A 13,177-nucleotide genomic window follows, 5' to 3' on the forward strand; every position below is an offset into this window, starting at 1 on the left:
CATCCCGATGGATGTGCGGACATGGATCATCGGGTCCAGACTCGGATCATGAGCACCGAACGGGCCCCCGAGGGCCGCGACTCGGGTCCGGCCGGCGGTTCCGCCCGTGGCGCCCCGAACCAGACGCTGGCCCTTGCGGCGATGCTCTTCGCGGTGTCGATGACCTTCATCGACCAGACGTCCCGGAGACGGCGGCCCGGGAGGCGGGCCGTGACATCGCCCAGGCGGTGACCGGCCACGCGGACGACCGGGCGCCGTCGGGCACCGGTGAGGGGGCGCGGATCATGCGCGACTCGATGGACGCGATCCGGATGGACTTCGCGGAGGCCAACCAGTGGGTCTTCTACGGGATGGCCGTGGCCCTCGCCGTGGCCTTCCTGTGCGCGCTCCGACACCCCGGGACCCGGGTGACGGAGGAACCGGCGCCGGCCCGGGACGTCCGGGCCGGCCCCTAGGAAGAAGAGCGCGGCACGCCGGCCGGCCGAGGTCAGCCCCCGACAGGGGCCGCGCCCTGCTCGGTCTCCTTGCCGTGCAGGGCCGTCACCTCCACCGCCTGCGCGACCTCCACGGCCTTGGTCACCGCGGGCTCCGCCGGCCCGCCGGTCTCCGCCAGCGCCCGCCGCAGCAGCAGCGAGTAACCCACCGCCGCCACCGCGCCGACCACCGCGCAGCCCATCCACAGGACGTCGGGACCCGGACCGTCCACGACCCAGCCCGCCAGGATCGGGGCGACGAATCCGGCGACGGCCCAGGACATGCCCATCACGCCCTGGTAGCGGCCCCGGGCGTGCTCGGGGGCCAGCCGGGCGGTCGCGGCGGCGTTCGTCGGGACGTGCACCATCTCGCCGAGCGTCCACACCACCACGGTCGCCGCGAACACCAGCGGCGTGCCGGCCAGGGCCGTCGCCCCGGTGCCGACGGCGAAGAGCAGCGAGGAGACGGTGAGCAGCGCGGCCGGTGAGCGCTTGTCCGTGATCCTGTTGACCAGCAGTTGCAGGGCGACGATCACCACACCGTTGACGGCGATGACCATGCCGTACGAATCGGCCGACAGTCCCTCACCGGCCATGGTCAGCGGCAGACCCACCCACGGTGCGGTGAAGATCAGGCAGACCAGCAGGTTCAGCAGGACCAGGGTGCGGAACGGGGCGTCCTTCAGCACGTCGAGGACGGTCACCCGCTCCTCCTCGACCGTCTCTCCGGCGCTGTCGACCCGGGCGGCGGGCCGGGTCTCGCCCAGCCGCATGAAGACGATCACCGCACACAGGGCGGTCGCCACGGCGTCGGCCACGAACAGGGTCCGGTAGCCGAGGAAGATCGCGGCACCGCCGCCGAGCGCGGCGACGGCGAAGCCCAGGTTGAGGGCCCAGTAGTTGAGGGCGTAGGCCCGGCGCAGCTCGGACTCCGGGACCATGTCCGCGATCATCGCGCTGATCGCGGGCCGCACGGCCTGCATCGCCACACCCATGAGGAGCACGACGACCGCGATGCCCCAGGCGCTGCTGACCACGGCGAGGGCGGCGGCGCAGGCCGCACCCGCCAGATGCATCGAGATCATCGTGGGCCGCCGGCCCCACCGGTCGGTGAGCATCCCGCCGAGCGGGGACCCTGCCACGCCGCCGAGTCCGTGCAACGCGATGACGAGACCGGCGTACCAGGCCGAGTAGCCCAGTTCCTGGGTCAGGTAGAGCGACAGGAAGGTGAGCACGAAGGCGCCGGTCCGGTTCACCAGCGTCGAGGTCCACAGCCACCAGAAGCCGGGGGGCAGGCCGGAGACGGTCGTGCGCGCTGCGCGTCCGAGCGAAGCGATGGACATACGGGAGCCCCCCACGGCTGTAATGGTCTTATTGAGCATCCGCAACTTACTTAGCAGGAGGCGTCGGTCGCCACTCAATTGACGGCGATCGTCAACGGTCCGCTCCTCGGGCAGCCGCGCGGCGCCGGCGGCGAGTCGATTAGGCTCGGGCGCATGGCCGACGCACCGTACAAGCTGATCCTCCTCCGCCACGGCGAGAGCGAATGGAACGCGAAGAACCTGTTCACCGGCTGGGTGGACGTCAACCTCACGGAGAAGGGCGAGAAGGAGGCAGTCCGCGGCGGTGAGCTGCTCAAGGACGCCGGTCTGCTCCCCGACGTGCTCCACACCTCGCTCCAGAAGCGCGCCATCCGCACGGCGCAGCTCGCCCTGGAGTCCGCCGACCGCCACTGGATCCCGGTCCACCGGACCTGGCGGCTGAACGAGCGCCACTACGGCGCCCTTCAGGGCAAGGACAAGGCCCAGACGCTGGCCGAGTTCGGCGAGGAGCAGTTCATGCTCTGGCGCCGCTCGTACGACACGCCTCCGCCGGTCCTCGCCGACGACAACGAGTTCTCGCAGGCGAACGACGCCCGCTACCAGACCATCCCGAGCGAGCTGCGTCCCCGCACCGAGTGCCTCAAGGACGTCGTCGAGCGCATGCTGCCGTACTGGTACGACGGCATCGTCCCCGACCTGCTCGCGGGCCGCACGGTCCTGATCGCCGCCCACGGCAACAGCCTGCGCGCGCTGGTCAAGCACCTGGACGGCATCTCCGACGCGGACATCGCCGGTCTGAACATCCCCACCGGGATCCCCCTCGTCTACGAGCTCGACGCCGACTTCAACCCGGTCAACCCGGGCGGCACCTACCTCGACCCGGACGCGGCGGCGGCCGCGATCGAGGCGGTCAAGAACCAGGGCAAGAAGAAGTAAGCCCGATGTATCAGGCCTCCTACCAGCGGTTTCTCTGCTGGTAGGAGGCCTGATGTCATGTCTGGGCCGTGCTTGGGCCGTGACGCTAGAGGTCCTGCCCCTTCCAGAGGCGGGCGGTGACTCGGAACGTGATGAGGAAGGCCCCGACAGCGACGGCGTACACGGGAGCCTCCACCCAGATACCGAGGGCGCTACCCGCGCCCCCGACCACCGCGAACGGAAGTTCGCGGAGGGCGATGTCGATGGTTACGCGGAAGCGTGGCACCATAGTGTCCTCCATGGGTTCCTCCTAGTTGACTCAACAAAAAGGCGCTAATGGAGATCGAAGGCCACCCAGGGCAATGGGTGGCCTTCTCGCTTCCCCGCTAGCGCTCAGAACGATATTGCAGGGGTGTCACGCCGCGCAAATCCCTACATGATTGCGGAATCAGCGCTTCCGCATAGGCGTCGAGTCGGCCGACGCGCTAAGTTGCCGGGACTTCTTTTGAACCCTACTTCCGGCGCACTTTGTTTTCTTGCATCTGTGGGCCTTCTTCTGCGCTAAGGGCCGCCTTCGCGGTGACTGATCGGAAGGCTTCCCGGTCGGACGGCCGACCGGCCGGGCGGGAGGGAGATCGGCCGGGAAAGAGGCCGGGCGGGAGGGCGGCCGGACGGAAGGGAGATCGGCCGGGCGGGCGTCCGGGCAGATGGACGGGTGGATGGCTGTCATCAGGACGTCTCCTTGCTCACTCATCTGCGGTTTCGTCGAAGATTTGCGCCCCGAAGGAACTTTCACGGATGGTGTTACCACTCTAGAAAGTCCGCAACTTCGTCGAAGATTTGCGCCCCGAAGGAACTTTCACGGATGGTGTTACCACTCTAGAAAGTCCGCAACTTCGTCGAAGATTTGCGCCCCGAAGGAACTTTCACGGATGGTGTTACCACTCTAGAAAGTCCGCAACTTCGTCGAAGATTTGCGCCCCGAAGGAACTTTCACGGATGGTGTTACCACTCTAGAAAGTCCGCAACTTCCTCGAGCCTCTGTCCCCTGGAGGAGTCAAGACAGAGGCCACAGCGTTACGCGTACGCTCCTGGCTGGACGGCATCAGGTGCGCGTACACGCGGAGCGTCAGGCCCGGTTCCGAGTGGCCCAGGTACTCGGCGAGGGCCTTGATGTTCTCCCCCGCGTCCAGGAGCACCGAGGCGTAGAAGTGGCGGAGAGCATGCATGCCGTTCTCGCGGGACTCGGCGTACGGCTGGCCCCGCTCGGGCACGGGGATGACGCAGGCCGCAGCCAACGCCGGCTTCCACGCCTCCTCGTTGAGCGACGTCCTCCGGACATGCCCGCCGCGCGGCCCGGTGAAGATGAGCTGCTTGGTCACCGGAGGGCCGTCGGCAACCTTCCACGGCAAGGTGATCTCGACCGGTGGGAACCGCTTCATGTGGGCCCGCAGCGCATCGGCGACAGGGCCAGGAAGCGGCACGTCCCGCAGCTTGCCGCCCTTCGGTGGCGCGAACACGGCCTTGCTGCGGCTCAGCTTCAGTTGCTGGACCACGTGGAGCGTGTCCGACTCGAAGTCGATCGCGTCGACGGCCACGCCCAGGATCTCGCCCTGGCGGAGTCCGCAGCCGCCGCCCAGGTCGACCATGGCTTGGTAGCGCTCGGGCATGGCGGCCCGGACGGCGAAGACCCTCTCGGGCGTCCACGGCACAACGCGCTTGTCGTCGACGGTCGGCGGCCGGACCGACCGAGCAGCACAAGGGTTCCGGGGAAGGTGGCCGTCGTCCACGGCCGCGCTGAGCGCCGCGCGCACGTTGGAGTAGATCGTCCGTGCGTACGACCCCCGGACGCCGTTCTCCTGCAACTGCCGCACCCAGTCCCGGATGTGCGCCGGCTGGAAGGAGCCGAGCGGACGCGAGCCGAGGTAGGGGAAGGCGTGCAGCCGTAGCTGCGACTCCATCGAGGCTTGGGTGTTCGGGTCGGCGCCCTGCGTGGCGACCCAGCGCTCGGCGTACTGCTGGAAGGTGATCCGGGCAGCACGTGGGTCGATGTACTGCCCGCGCGCCATGTCCGCCTCGATGTGCGCCAGCCACTGATCAGCGAGCCGCTTCTGACGGTCGGGGAAGCTCTTGGACTTCTCCGTGCCGTCCGGGCCGACGTAGCGAGCGCGGTAGCGCAGGCCGGATCCGTAGCGCTCGGTCTTGACCTTGCGCACCTTCCCGTCCGGGCCGGTCTCGGTCCGGTACCAGCGGTCCTGAATGTGCCCGGCCATCAGGCGGCAGCCCCTTCCCGCAGGGACTCGACCCAGGCCTGGACGTCCGCAGGGTCGTAGCGCAGGTGCCGGCCGACCCGGAAGCCACGGGGACCGGTGCGCTTGCGGCGCCACTGGTAGCCCGTCTCGACGCTGGGCAGGTCGAACATCGCCACCAGGTCGTCAGGAGTCAGGTACCGCGACGGCAGACCACGCAGCTCGGAAGCCGCTTCCGCGACAGCGAGGCGACGGCTACCCATGGGTGGGTTCTCCTTCCGTTCCGGGAGCGGGTTCGAGGGTTTCGGCGAGCCAGGCTTCGGCGTCGGTGAGGCCGGTCCCGGCGTAGACCCAGTGCGCGAGGACGAGGGTCGTGTCCGGGTCGGTCCCGTCCGCTGACAGGGCCTGTGCACGGCGCCATTCGGCGCGGGAGTCGCGGAGGGCGCCGAGGGTGGTGGAGTAGCGGCGGGACTTGGTGGAGAAGTGGCCCCGGAAGCCGAGCATGTGGGCCCAGGCCCGCAGGCGGAGGTGTTCGAGGTCCTTGCGCGCGCCGAGGGTCCAGGCGGTGCGGATGAGCCGACGGGCGTGGTCGCTGATGTCGAGCTGGGCGAGCTCGGCGAGGAACCTCAGCGGCCGGTCGAGAGCTCCCGTGGCGGTCTCGGCGCCCTTGGTGGCGTACTTGGCGATGTACGCGGCGACGGCCCGCTCGGTCAGCTCCTGGCCGCCGTCGAAGTCGGCCGAGCGGATGGTGCGCACGTCGAGCTGACGGCCGAAGGCGAAGGCGTGGGCCCGGCCGTCGATGACCGGACCGTCCACGCGGGCGGCGGTGGCGGCGGCCCGGATGGCGTCGGTCAGCAGTTCGGCGGTGGCCCAGGCGGGAGGCGGGGTGTCGCCGCCCTCGGGACCGTCGAGGCGGATGACGGCGTGGAAGTGGACGGCCCCGCGCTTCTGGTACTCGGCGACCTTGGCGAAGGACACCCGGGCGTACTCGCGGAAGGTGCGTTGGGTCAGGCCGGCGCGCCTGGCATCGTTCGACGCATACTCGGCACCCCAGGCAGACCGCTGGGTAGCCATCGCTCTCCGCACCATCTCACCGGCGCTCGACTCCGACGCGTCGGACGAAGCGTGGACGTGGCTGTACGAAGAGCGCGCCGAAACCCGCAGAGCCCTGATGCGCTCAGAGCCCTGCACGGTGACCATCACCCATGCCGACGTCTGCATCACCTGGACGATCCGGCCAGTGATCTTCCTGCCCCTCGCACACCGGCAGGACGCCGAACTCCCAGCATGCGCACGAAGCTTCAAGCCCCACCGCGCAGACTGAGTTACAACTTTCTCTACTGGTTCAAGGCGGCTCGCTCCGCTCGCCGCGCGCGGCCCCGGCTCCAGCGCCGGGCCCCGACGCTCCTGTCTCCGCCCCGCTCCGGCCCCGGCTCCGCCGGCCGCGCGGCTGGAGCGAGCACACCTGATGCAGTGGACGGTAGCCCGCTGTGGCTGGGGCCGGTCGGCTCCACGGCTTTAGGCAGCCACCATGGGGCGAGCCTCGAAGATCATGGCCCCAACGTCGTGCTTTACCGGGCAGGTCCACAGACTGCCCGACTCGCCGGAAGCTTACGGGGCCATGATCTCTCGCCCCATGGCAGCTCCCGCCCAAAGCCGGTTCACCGACCGCGTTGCCAGGCTGCCCCATGTAGGACGTTCTGTTAATCGATGTCCCGCCTAGGTGCTGGTACGCCAGGATGCCGCTATGGCAGAACGCAGGGACGTTGAGTTGTACCGTCGCGACTGGGAGATGAGGCCAGATCAGAAGGAACTTGATCTGGCGCTGGGCTTCATGGTCCGGCAAGCAGCGATGTTGGAGTTCTTCCTGCATCAGACGATTCGCCGCCTGGTAGACGGGCGGTACGCGATCCTCGTGACGGCCGGCATGCAGGCGTCTGCCGTGCTTGATGCCGTCAAGCGCATCATCGACGTAGGGGCCGTCTCGGACGAAGCGGCTCAGGAGATGGCCGACATCTCGGGCAAGTGCCGCACTGCGTTTAGGGAGCGGAACAAGTACGTCCATGGCCTCTGTGTGACCGGAACGGAGAGCAGCGAGGTGTGGACGAACAACCGTAAGAACGGAGGGATAGATCAGCACCCGCTAGAGGCAGACAGGCTGATGGCGCTAGGGGCGGACTTCGCCCGGCTGAGCTCGCAAGTGACTGAGTGGTACCGGCTCCGTCTTGAAGGCCACCCGAGGCGGCACAGCCGACCGTCAGCGCCGCAAGAGGAAGCGCCGGAGTGAGCGTGGAGCCAGCCTGTCAAGACGGCAGGTGGCGGTTGACATCGATGGCCGACATCAACAGGCACGGACACTGGCGACCAACGCCGAACCTCGCCGGACGATCAGCCGAGGACGCCCACGGGTTGACTGATGTCGCCGAGTCCCCATGATCGACCTGACAAGGATGAGGACAGACCGCAAGACTCATGCCCGGAGGGGCGTCGTCCCCGTCGATGGACGACGCCTCTCCGGCTTTACTTGGCCATTGAGAATCCGTCGACCTGGCAGGCCCAATCACCCTGGTCGGACGATCAACACACCACGTCTTTAATGGATCACCTGTTCGATATAAAATGGGATCGAAAGGTGCAGCTCGCTTGACGCCTTGTGCGTCATCGGGTTGCATGGCTAGTGGCCAGTGAAAAGGGGTCCAGGGGACCTCTTCCCGTTTCGGGATAGCTGGCCTCTTACTTTGCCAGCCCCCACGGCTTGAACGTTGACTTCAGCGTGGGTTCGATGCTGGACGTGTACCAGGGGCACTTGCGGTCTTCCAGCACTCTCTGTGTGGCCCACAGAGCATAGTCGGCAACCTGAACGCCCCAGGAAGTTGCCGCGTTCCAGACACACAGAACGATCTCCCGGTCGGTCGCCGACTGCTGGCAAACGTCCGCGAGGGCATGCCGGGCGCTCCCTTCCTTCTTGTTGGTCGTCAGGGAAGCTGCAATGACGTAGACAGTGTCACCCGGCGAGCTGACTCGTTGCACGATCTCTTTGAAGTGCAAGTACCAGGCCAGCTTATAGAGCCGCATGGGGCCGGCTGCGCGGACATAGGGGTACGCGTTCTGCTTCGCCAGGAACGTCGTGTCGAAGCGTGGAGCCTGGGACTCAATGAGCTCAAAGACCTCGCTCCGGGTCGCATGGGAGTCATTCTTCGCGTGCAGGCCCTGCGGCAGCGAGACACCTCGTCGCTCCAACTGGCACCTCAACTGGAGTCCCTCCCAAAGCGAGTGGCCGTGGTCCCCCTCGAAGACGGCGGTTCCGAAGCCAAAGTACCTACTTGCGCCAGGGGATCCCGACATGTCTAGGTCGCCTGTCTCGTCGGCGTACATGTAGATCTCGGCCACGGACAACCTCCGTCCTTCTACTCCCGGTTCGCCTCGGAGTGGGCATCTGTTGCCTGCAACTCCGTTCATACGAAGATATGTTGGCACGCCTCAGTGGCACTTTGAGCGCGCAATGGCCGCATCTGTCCACGTAGAGTGGACGTGTGGACGAGGTAGCTGGCAAAAGTTCATTGATCAAGAAAACGGCAGAAACACACTTCGACCCTGCGCGACCGTGGCCATGGGTCTCGTACGACGATCCCGCCTGGCCCCTTGAACCTTGGGTCGCCATGAACGAAGAGGATCTTGCCGATGCGGCCGTCCGGTTCGGGATTTGGTACTTGCGCGGGGGCATAGAGGGAATGACCACGCTGAGGGCGACTTCCCTGTTCGAGGATGCTGTACGTCGAGTAGTCCCAGACGTCGTGGCTGAGGCTCGTACCCGGCGCTATTCCTGGGGGCGTATCGCCCAGTGTTTCGGTGTGGGACGAACAGCAGCCCAGAAGCGCTTCGGCCAGCACCCAGATGCCCTCAGGGCGCAGGCGCTAGAAGACCAGTACCGCTGGATGGCTGAGTACCTCTACGCCGCCGAGCGCGACGCCCGAAGCGCGTACCCCGACACGGCCGAGGTTGCAGCGACGCGCGAACGGTGCATCCGCCGCCGCAGGGGGCATGTCCTGGACCCACTGGACAGCCTGCCCAAGGTCGTATCGCGGAAGCGACGGGCAGGCCGAACGGACATTGACGACGCCTGATCATTCGGACCAGCACTCGGCCACGCTACGCATGAGACTTCCATGTGCCATAACAGCGCCAGACAGAGCTGGTCACAAGGGGAACTACAACTGCTGGCAGGCGCCGAAGCGAGCGGACTCCGACAGCGGCAGGGCTGTAACGCCGGCGCGTTGAGTAGGCCGTGCACACTGCGGGCCCGGACGGGGTGACGCCTCTAGGACGGGTGATTTTGCGAGGTGAGAGGGGAATGCAGCTCAGGGGGTAGCCAAGCCAGGGGAGGGCGAGCAGGTGGCGCAGCGCGGCAGAGATCGAGGTAGCGAGTACCAGCATCAGCAAGCTCTCCGGCGGGCCCAGGAGCAACGGGCGCGGCAAGCGGAGCGGGAACGCAAGGCCGCTGAGGCGGCCAGCAAACGGCAGGAACGCGAGCGGAAGGCCGCGTATCAGGAGCAGCAGGCCGAACAGGCGCAGGTGCGCACGATCGGAGTCGAGCACGAGGTCAAGCAGCTGGGGCAGTTGCTCCGTGACGCGTTGGTCGGCGATCCGCCAACGACCTTTGAGCGCCGGCGGAGGACGCACACGCCAAGAGAGTTAGACGAGCGTCCTTGGTCTCGTCGGGAACCTTCCCCCCGTTGGGAGGAGTTCGCACCACCGGAGCCCGGTGGTCTGGCTGCTGTTCTGGGCCTTGGCAGGAAGCGCTATGAAGCTGAGGTTGCCGCGGCGCGTGTGCGGTTCGGCGAGGCACAAGAACGCCACAGCCGAGCAGAAGAGAAGCGGCTGGCAACACTGGAGCGGAAGCGTGCCGAGCACCGCCAGGCCGAAGCGCAAGCTCTTGACGAGGTGGTCACCTTCAACCGGAAGTTGGACGAGGAGCGCGAGGCTTACAGGGCCGGGGAGCCCACGGCGGTCGAGGCTCATCTTGGGGCCGTTCTGGATGCATCGGAGTATCCACTGGGCTTCCCGCACGAGCATCGAATCGCCTTTCGCCCTGCCACCGGTGATGTACTCGTTGAGATCCACTTGCCTCCGGAGGCGATCGTTCCTACCGTGCGGGGCTACCGGTACGTGAAGAACCGAGACGAGACGACAGTGCTGCCTCGTCCGGAGAAGGAGCGCAAGGAGATCTACGCCTCCGTCCTGGCGCAAGTCGCTCTACGGACAGTCCACGAGGTCCTGACGAGTGATCCGGACCGGATCGTCAATGGCGTGATCCTGAATGGTCATGTGAAAACCATTGACCGGGCCACGGGCCAGGAGGTCTCACCCTGTCTGGTGACGCTCAGCGCCAGCAGGGAGCAGTTCGGGAAGCTTCGTCTCAGTCAGGTTGATCCAGCGCAGTGCCTCAGAGGGCTCAATGCCCTGGTGTCTCCCAACCCCTACGATCTCGAACCGATTCGTCCCATCGTCGAGTTCAACCTGTCCAAGTACAGACTGATGGACAGCATGGATGTAGTCGCCGGCCTAGACAGCAGGCCCGTGCTGGTGAAGCTGACGCCCACCGAGTTCGAGCACCTGATTCGCCAACTGTTTGAGGCGATCGGCATGGAGGCCTGGAACACCCAGGCGTCCAAAGACGAGGGCGTTGATGCAGTCGCCGTCAGCAAGGACCCCGTCTTCAACGGTGAGTGCATCATTCAGGCGAAGCGCTACAGCAAGCTGGTCGGTGTTGAGTCCGTCCAGGCGCTCGCCGGCGTGGTGGAGCACAAGCGTGCTGCCAAGGGGGTCCTGATCACCACATCGTGGTTCGGCAGGGCCAGCCACGACTTTGCCCGCCAGCATGGCCGGCTCCAGCTCATCGAAGGGCCGGAACTGAAGTACCTGATCAAGGAACACCTTGGCAAGGATGTGATTCCTGGCCCGGTCCCCCCGAAGAGGCGCCCCTCACGCTGAGACCGCCGGGCGGCCCCTCCAGGCCGGGGATCTGGGCCGTCCCTGGGCCGTCCGAGGTCGCTCGACAGTGGCCAATGACGACCAACGTCGACCACCAGGCGCGCGTTTGTACTGTCCCTGACCAGTAAAAACCCAGCTCACCAAGATGCCCGGCAAGAACCAGGGCAAGAAGAAGTAGCACGACCTGAACGAGCCCCCTGCCTGCGGTTTCTCCGCGAGCAGGGGGCTCGTTGCTGTCCTGGGCCTGCTCGAGGCCCGGGCGGTCCTAGAAGCCGTCCTGCTCGATCAGTGAGCCGTCGGGACCCATTCTGTAGACCCGCGGTGGCCCCATCGCCTCCATCAGCCGCCGCCGCTCGGCCTCCTTCTCCGCGGGATCGAGGTCGTCCGGGTCCCGCACGAGGAAGCCATGGAGTTCGATGCTCTCCGCCTCGACGTCCTCAAGCTCGGGAAGCCCCTCCTGGATGAAGCCGCAGAGCGCGCGCAGCGCGTCCTCGGCGAGCTCCAGAGGATGGAACGGCAGGGCGTACGGCTCCCCTTCCTCACCCGGCCAGGGAACGACGTCCGCCGGACGCTGCCCGGCCCAGTAGGGAAGCTCGAAGGGCAGCGGTTCCCCGATGTTCTCGATGATCCCGTGGTCGGGGGACACGCTCAGGGACCGGACGAGCCGCCCGTCCTCCCAGACGGCGAAGGCGAGCCAGTCGACCACGCTGTGCATGGCGTGCAGGACCAGCCGGCGGCCGGCGCTCGCCGCGACGAGATGTTCCGGGAGCTTCGACGGGGCATCGATCATCACGCGCCGATCGCAGACGATCTCGACGCCCGGCCAGCTCGCGGCATAAGCCGTTCCGTCGGAGGGATAGACGCCTTCGTAGAGGTCCGAGCCCTCGCACTCCTCGATGTCGCAGCCCGGGTTGAGACGCCGCATCATCGCCGATGTCCGCTCCCGGTCCGCCGTTCCCACGTGCCGCAGCAGGTCCGGCACATCGCCGTCGGCGTACACGATCAGACCGGTCTTCGCTCCCAAAGCCCCTCCCCGGACGCGCTCGATGGTGCCCGCAACGTACCCCCTCCCTCCGACAACACGGGCCGCCGAGCGGCGGTCGGCACCACGTACGACGAGGGCCCCGTCCGCGAACGGACGGGGCCCTCGTCGTACGTGTGCGACTCAGCCGCAGCAGCCACCGCACTGGCAGGGAGCGCCGGACTGGCAGCCGCAACCGCAGCCGGAGCCGCAGCCGCAGGCGCCGAGGACGGGCAGGTGGACCGCTTCGCGCGGGGCTTCCTGCCGGGGGTCGGGGGTGGGGGATTCGGCCATGGGTCCCTCCTCAGGGGCGTACGGAAATGCCGCCACGCCCATTGCAGTCCCGCCCGGCCGGGCGCATCAACGGCGCATGCGCGCAAGCGCCCCCCGTACGCCCCCTCGGCGCTGTTATGCGCCCTCCACCGTCGTCTGCTGCTGGATCTCGTCGGCGTGCTCTCCCGTCACCAGGTAGACCACACGCTTGGCCACCGACACCGCGTGGTCCGCGAACCGCTCGTAGTAGCGGCCGAGCAGCGTCACGTCGACCGCCGTCTCGATGCCGTGCTTCCAGCGGTCGTCCATCAGGTGCTGGAAGAGCGTGCGGTGCAGCAGGTCCATCTCGTCGTCGTCCTGCTCCAGCTGGAGCGCCAGGTCGACGTCCTTGGTGATGATGACCTCCGCCGCCTTCGCCATCAGGCGCTGGGCCAGCTGTCCCATCTGCAGGATCGTGGCGTGCAGGTCGTTCGGCACGGCACGGTCCGGGAAGCGCAGCCGCGCCAGCTTGGCCACGTGCTGGGCCAGGTCGCCGGAGCGCTCCAGGTCGGCGCTCATCCGCAGCGAGGTGACCACGATCCGCAGATCCGTGGCGACCGGCTGCTGCCGCGCCAGCAGGGCGATCGCCCGTGCCTCCAGGTCGTGCTGCAGATCGTCGACCTTCTGGTCGCCGGCGATCACGTTCTCTGCGAGCTTGAGATCGGCGTCGAGCATGGCCGTGGTGGCGCGCCCGATCGCCGACCCGACCAGCCGGGCCATTTCGACCAGGCCCTCGCCGATCGAGTCCAGTTCCTCGTGGTACGCGTCCCGCATGGTGTCCCTCTCTTGATACGACCGGGGTCCGGGTGGGGCTCGAACCCCCACGCTCCCACGTTCCGGTGGGCAGGAGTCCGACGGCTCCATCCCAAATGAACCAGCACTTTCCCCTTGGTG

13 protein-coding genes and 2 pseudogenes are annotated in these 13,177 nt (G+C 67.2%); 6 read left to right on the top strand and 9 right to left on the bottom strand.

The window, feature by feature from the left end:
* The first annotated feature begins 48 nt into the window (after nt 1-48).
* Entirely contained in the window at nt 49-231 is a 183-nt protein-coding gene (locus SPRI_RS38710; protein ID WP_162492190.1) for a hypothetical protein, read from the top strand.
* Nucleotides 180-455: pseudogene (locus tag SPRI_RS20070) on the top strand (MFS transporter); the annotation flags it as partial. The gene SPRI_RS38710 and the pseudogene SPRI_RS20070, both read left to right, overlap by 52 nt.
* Before the next feature lie 32 nt (nt 456-487).
* On the opposite strand, the gene SPRI_RS20075 reads toward SPRI_RS20070, so the two are convergent.
* A complete protein-coding gene (locus SPRI_RS20075; protein WP_005315618.1) occupies nt 488-1,816 on the bottom strand; it encodes an MDR family MFS transporter in 1,329 nt (442 codons plus the stop codon).
* 153 nt (nt 1,817-1,969) lie between these two features.
* Here SPRI_RS20075 and SPRI_RS20080 point away from each other — a divergent pair, with 153 nt between their 5' ends.
* Nucleotides 1,970-2,731, top strand: a complete 762-nt coding sequence (locus tag SPRI_RS20080) for a phosphoglyceromutase (RefSeq protein WP_005315620.1) — start codon at nt 1,970-1,972, stop codon at nt 2,729-2,731.
* A gap of 85 nt (nt 2,732-2,816) precedes the next feature.
* On the opposite strand, the gene SPRI_RS20085 is transcribed toward SPRI_RS20080, so the two are convergent.
* The 4 genes and pseudogenes from SPRI_RS20085 to SPRI_RS20100 all read right to left on the bottom strand — a co-directional run.
* Nucleotides 2,817-3,011, bottom strand: a complete 195-nt coding sequence (locus SPRI_RS20085) for a hypothetical protein (RefSeq protein WP_050791534.1) — start codon at nt 3,009-3,011, stop codon at nt 2,817-2,819.
* Nucleotides 3,012-3,723: 712 nt separating this feature from the next.
* Complete coding sequence (locus tag SPRI_RS20090) at nt 3,724-4,983, bottom strand: tyrosine-type recombinase/integrase (RefSeq protein ID WP_050791535.1); 1,260 nt, start codon at nt 4,981-4,983, stop codon at nt 3,724-3,726.
* Nucleotides 4,983-5,222, bottom strand: coding sequence for a helix-turn-helix transcriptional regulator (locus tag SPRI_RS20095; protein ID WP_005315622.1), 240 nt, complete (start codon nt 5,220-5,222; stop codon nt 4,983-4,985). Before SPRI_RS20095 ends, SPRI_RS20090 begins: the two co-directional genes overlap by 1 nt.
* Nucleotides 5,215-6,108: pseudogene (locus SPRI_RS20100) on the bottom strand (replication initiator); the annotation flags it as partial. The pseudogene SPRI_RS20100 and the gene SPRI_RS20095, both read right to left, overlap by 8 nt.
* Before the next feature lie 598 nt (nt 6,109-6,706).
* Between SPRI_RS20100 and SPRI_RS20110 the strand changes: the two are divergent.
* Nucleotides 6,707-7,246 (top strand): hypothetical protein, encoded by a 540-nt coding sequence (locus SPRI_RS20110; protein ID WP_037774323.1) that lies wholly within the window; start codon nt 6,707-6,709, stop codon nt 7,244-7,246.
* 446 nt (nt 7,247-7,692) lie between these two features.
* Here SPRI_RS20110 and SPRI_RS20115 read toward each other — a convergent pair whose 3' ends face one another.
* Nucleotides 7,693-8,349 (bottom strand): DUF3800 domain-containing protein, encoded by a 657-nt coding sequence (locus SPRI_RS20115; protein ID WP_199782716.1) that lies wholly within the window; start codon nt 8,347-8,349, stop codon nt 7,693-7,695.
* A 269-nt stretch (nt 8,350-8,618) separates the two neighbouring features.
* Between SPRI_RS20115 and SPRI_RS20120 the strand changes: the two genes are divergently transcribed.
* Together SPRI_RS20120 and SPRI_RS20125 are read left to right on the top strand one after the other, a co-directional pair.
* Nucleotides 8,619-9,083 carry a hypothetical protein gene (locus SPRI_RS20120; RefSeq protein ID WP_005315630.1) on the top strand — a complete coding sequence of 155 codons (465 nt, stop codon included), beginning with the start codon at nt 8,619-8,621 and terminating at the stop codon, nt 9,081-9,083.
* A 268-nt stretch (nt 9,084-9,351) separates the two neighbouring features.
* Complete coding sequence (locus SPRI_RS20125; protein ID WP_005315632.1) at nt 9,352-10,950, top strand: restriction endonuclease; 1,599 nt, start codon at nt 9,352-9,354, stop codon at nt 10,948-10,950.
* A 265-nt stretch (nt 10,951-11,215) separates the two neighbouring features.
* Here SPRI_RS20125 and SPRI_RS20130 read toward each other — a convergent pair whose 3' ends face one another.
* The 3 genes from SPRI_RS20130 to phoU all read right to left on the bottom strand — a co-directional run bounded on the left by SPRI_RS20130 (nt 11,216) and on the right by phoU (nt 13,057).
* Complete coding sequence (locus SPRI_RS20130; RefSeq protein WP_037774324.1) at nt 11,216-11,974, bottom strand: DUF6928 family protein; 759 nt, start codon at nt 11,972-11,974, stop codon at nt 11,216-11,218.
* A 141-nt stretch (nt 11,975-12,115) separates the two neighbouring features.
* Nucleotides 12,116-12,265, bottom strand: a complete 150-nt coding sequence (locus tag SPRI_RS38900; protein WP_182327687.1) for a hypothetical protein — start codon at nt 12,263-12,265, stop codon at nt 12,116-12,118.
* 114 nt (nt 12,266-12,379) lie between these two features.
* Nucleotides 12,380-13,057, bottom strand: coding sequence for a phosphate signaling complex protein PhoU (gene phoU / locus SPRI_RS20135; RefSeq protein ID WP_005315637.1), 678 nt, complete (start codon nt 13,055-13,057; stop codon nt 12,380-12,382).
* Between the last annotated feature and the right edge of the window lie 120 nt (nt 13,058-13,177).

It is taken from the genome of Streptomyces pristinaespiralis (genome assembly GCF_001278075.1).
In the GTDB taxonomy this organism is placed as follows: domain Bacteria; phylum Actinomycetota; class Actinomycetes; order Streptomycetales; family Streptomycetaceae; genus Streptomyces; species Streptomyces pristinaespiralis.

Bases quoted from the DNA above. Each gene is read 5' to 3' on its own strand.
- SPRI_RS38710 (WP_162492190.1), top strand. From the start codon at position 49: ATGAGCACCGAACGGGCCCCCGAGGGCCGCGACTCGGGTCCGGCCGGC.
- SPRI_RS20075 (WP_005315618.1), bottom strand. From the start codon at position 1,816: ATGTCCATCGCTTCGCTCGGACGCGCAGCGCGCACGACCGTCTCCGGC.
- SPRI_RS20080 (WP_005315620.1), top strand. From the start codon at position 1,970: ATGGCCGACGCACCGTACAAGCTGATCCTCCTCCGCCACGGCGAGAGC.
- SPRI_RS20085 (WP_050791534.1), bottom strand. From the start codon at position 3,011: ATGGAGGACACTATGGTGCCACGCTTCCGCGTAACCATCGACATCGCC.
- SPRI_RS20090 (WP_050791535.1), bottom strand. From the start codon at position 4,983: ATGGCCGGGCACATTCAGGACCGCTGGTACCGGACCGAGACCGGCCCG.
- SPRI_RS20095 (WP_005315622.1), bottom strand. From the start codon at position 5,222: ATGGGTAGCCGTCGCCTCGCTGTCGCGGAAGCGGCTTCCGAGCTGCGT.
- SPRI_RS20110 (WP_037774323.1), top strand. From the start codon at position 6,707: ATGGCAGAACGCAGGGACGTTGAGTTGTACCGTCGCGACTGGGAGATG.
- SPRI_RS20120 (WP_005315630.1), top strand. From the start codon at position 8,619: ATGAACGAAGAGGATCTTGCCGATGCGGCCGTCCGGTTCGGGATTTGG.
- SPRI_RS38900 (WP_182327687.1), bottom strand. From the start codon at position 12,265: ATGGCCGAATCCCCCACCCCCGACCCCCGGCAGGAAGCCCCGCGCGAA.
- phoU (WP_005315637.1), bottom strand. From the start codon at position 13,057: ATGCGGGACGCGTACCACGAGGAACTGGACTCGATCGGCGAGGGCCTG.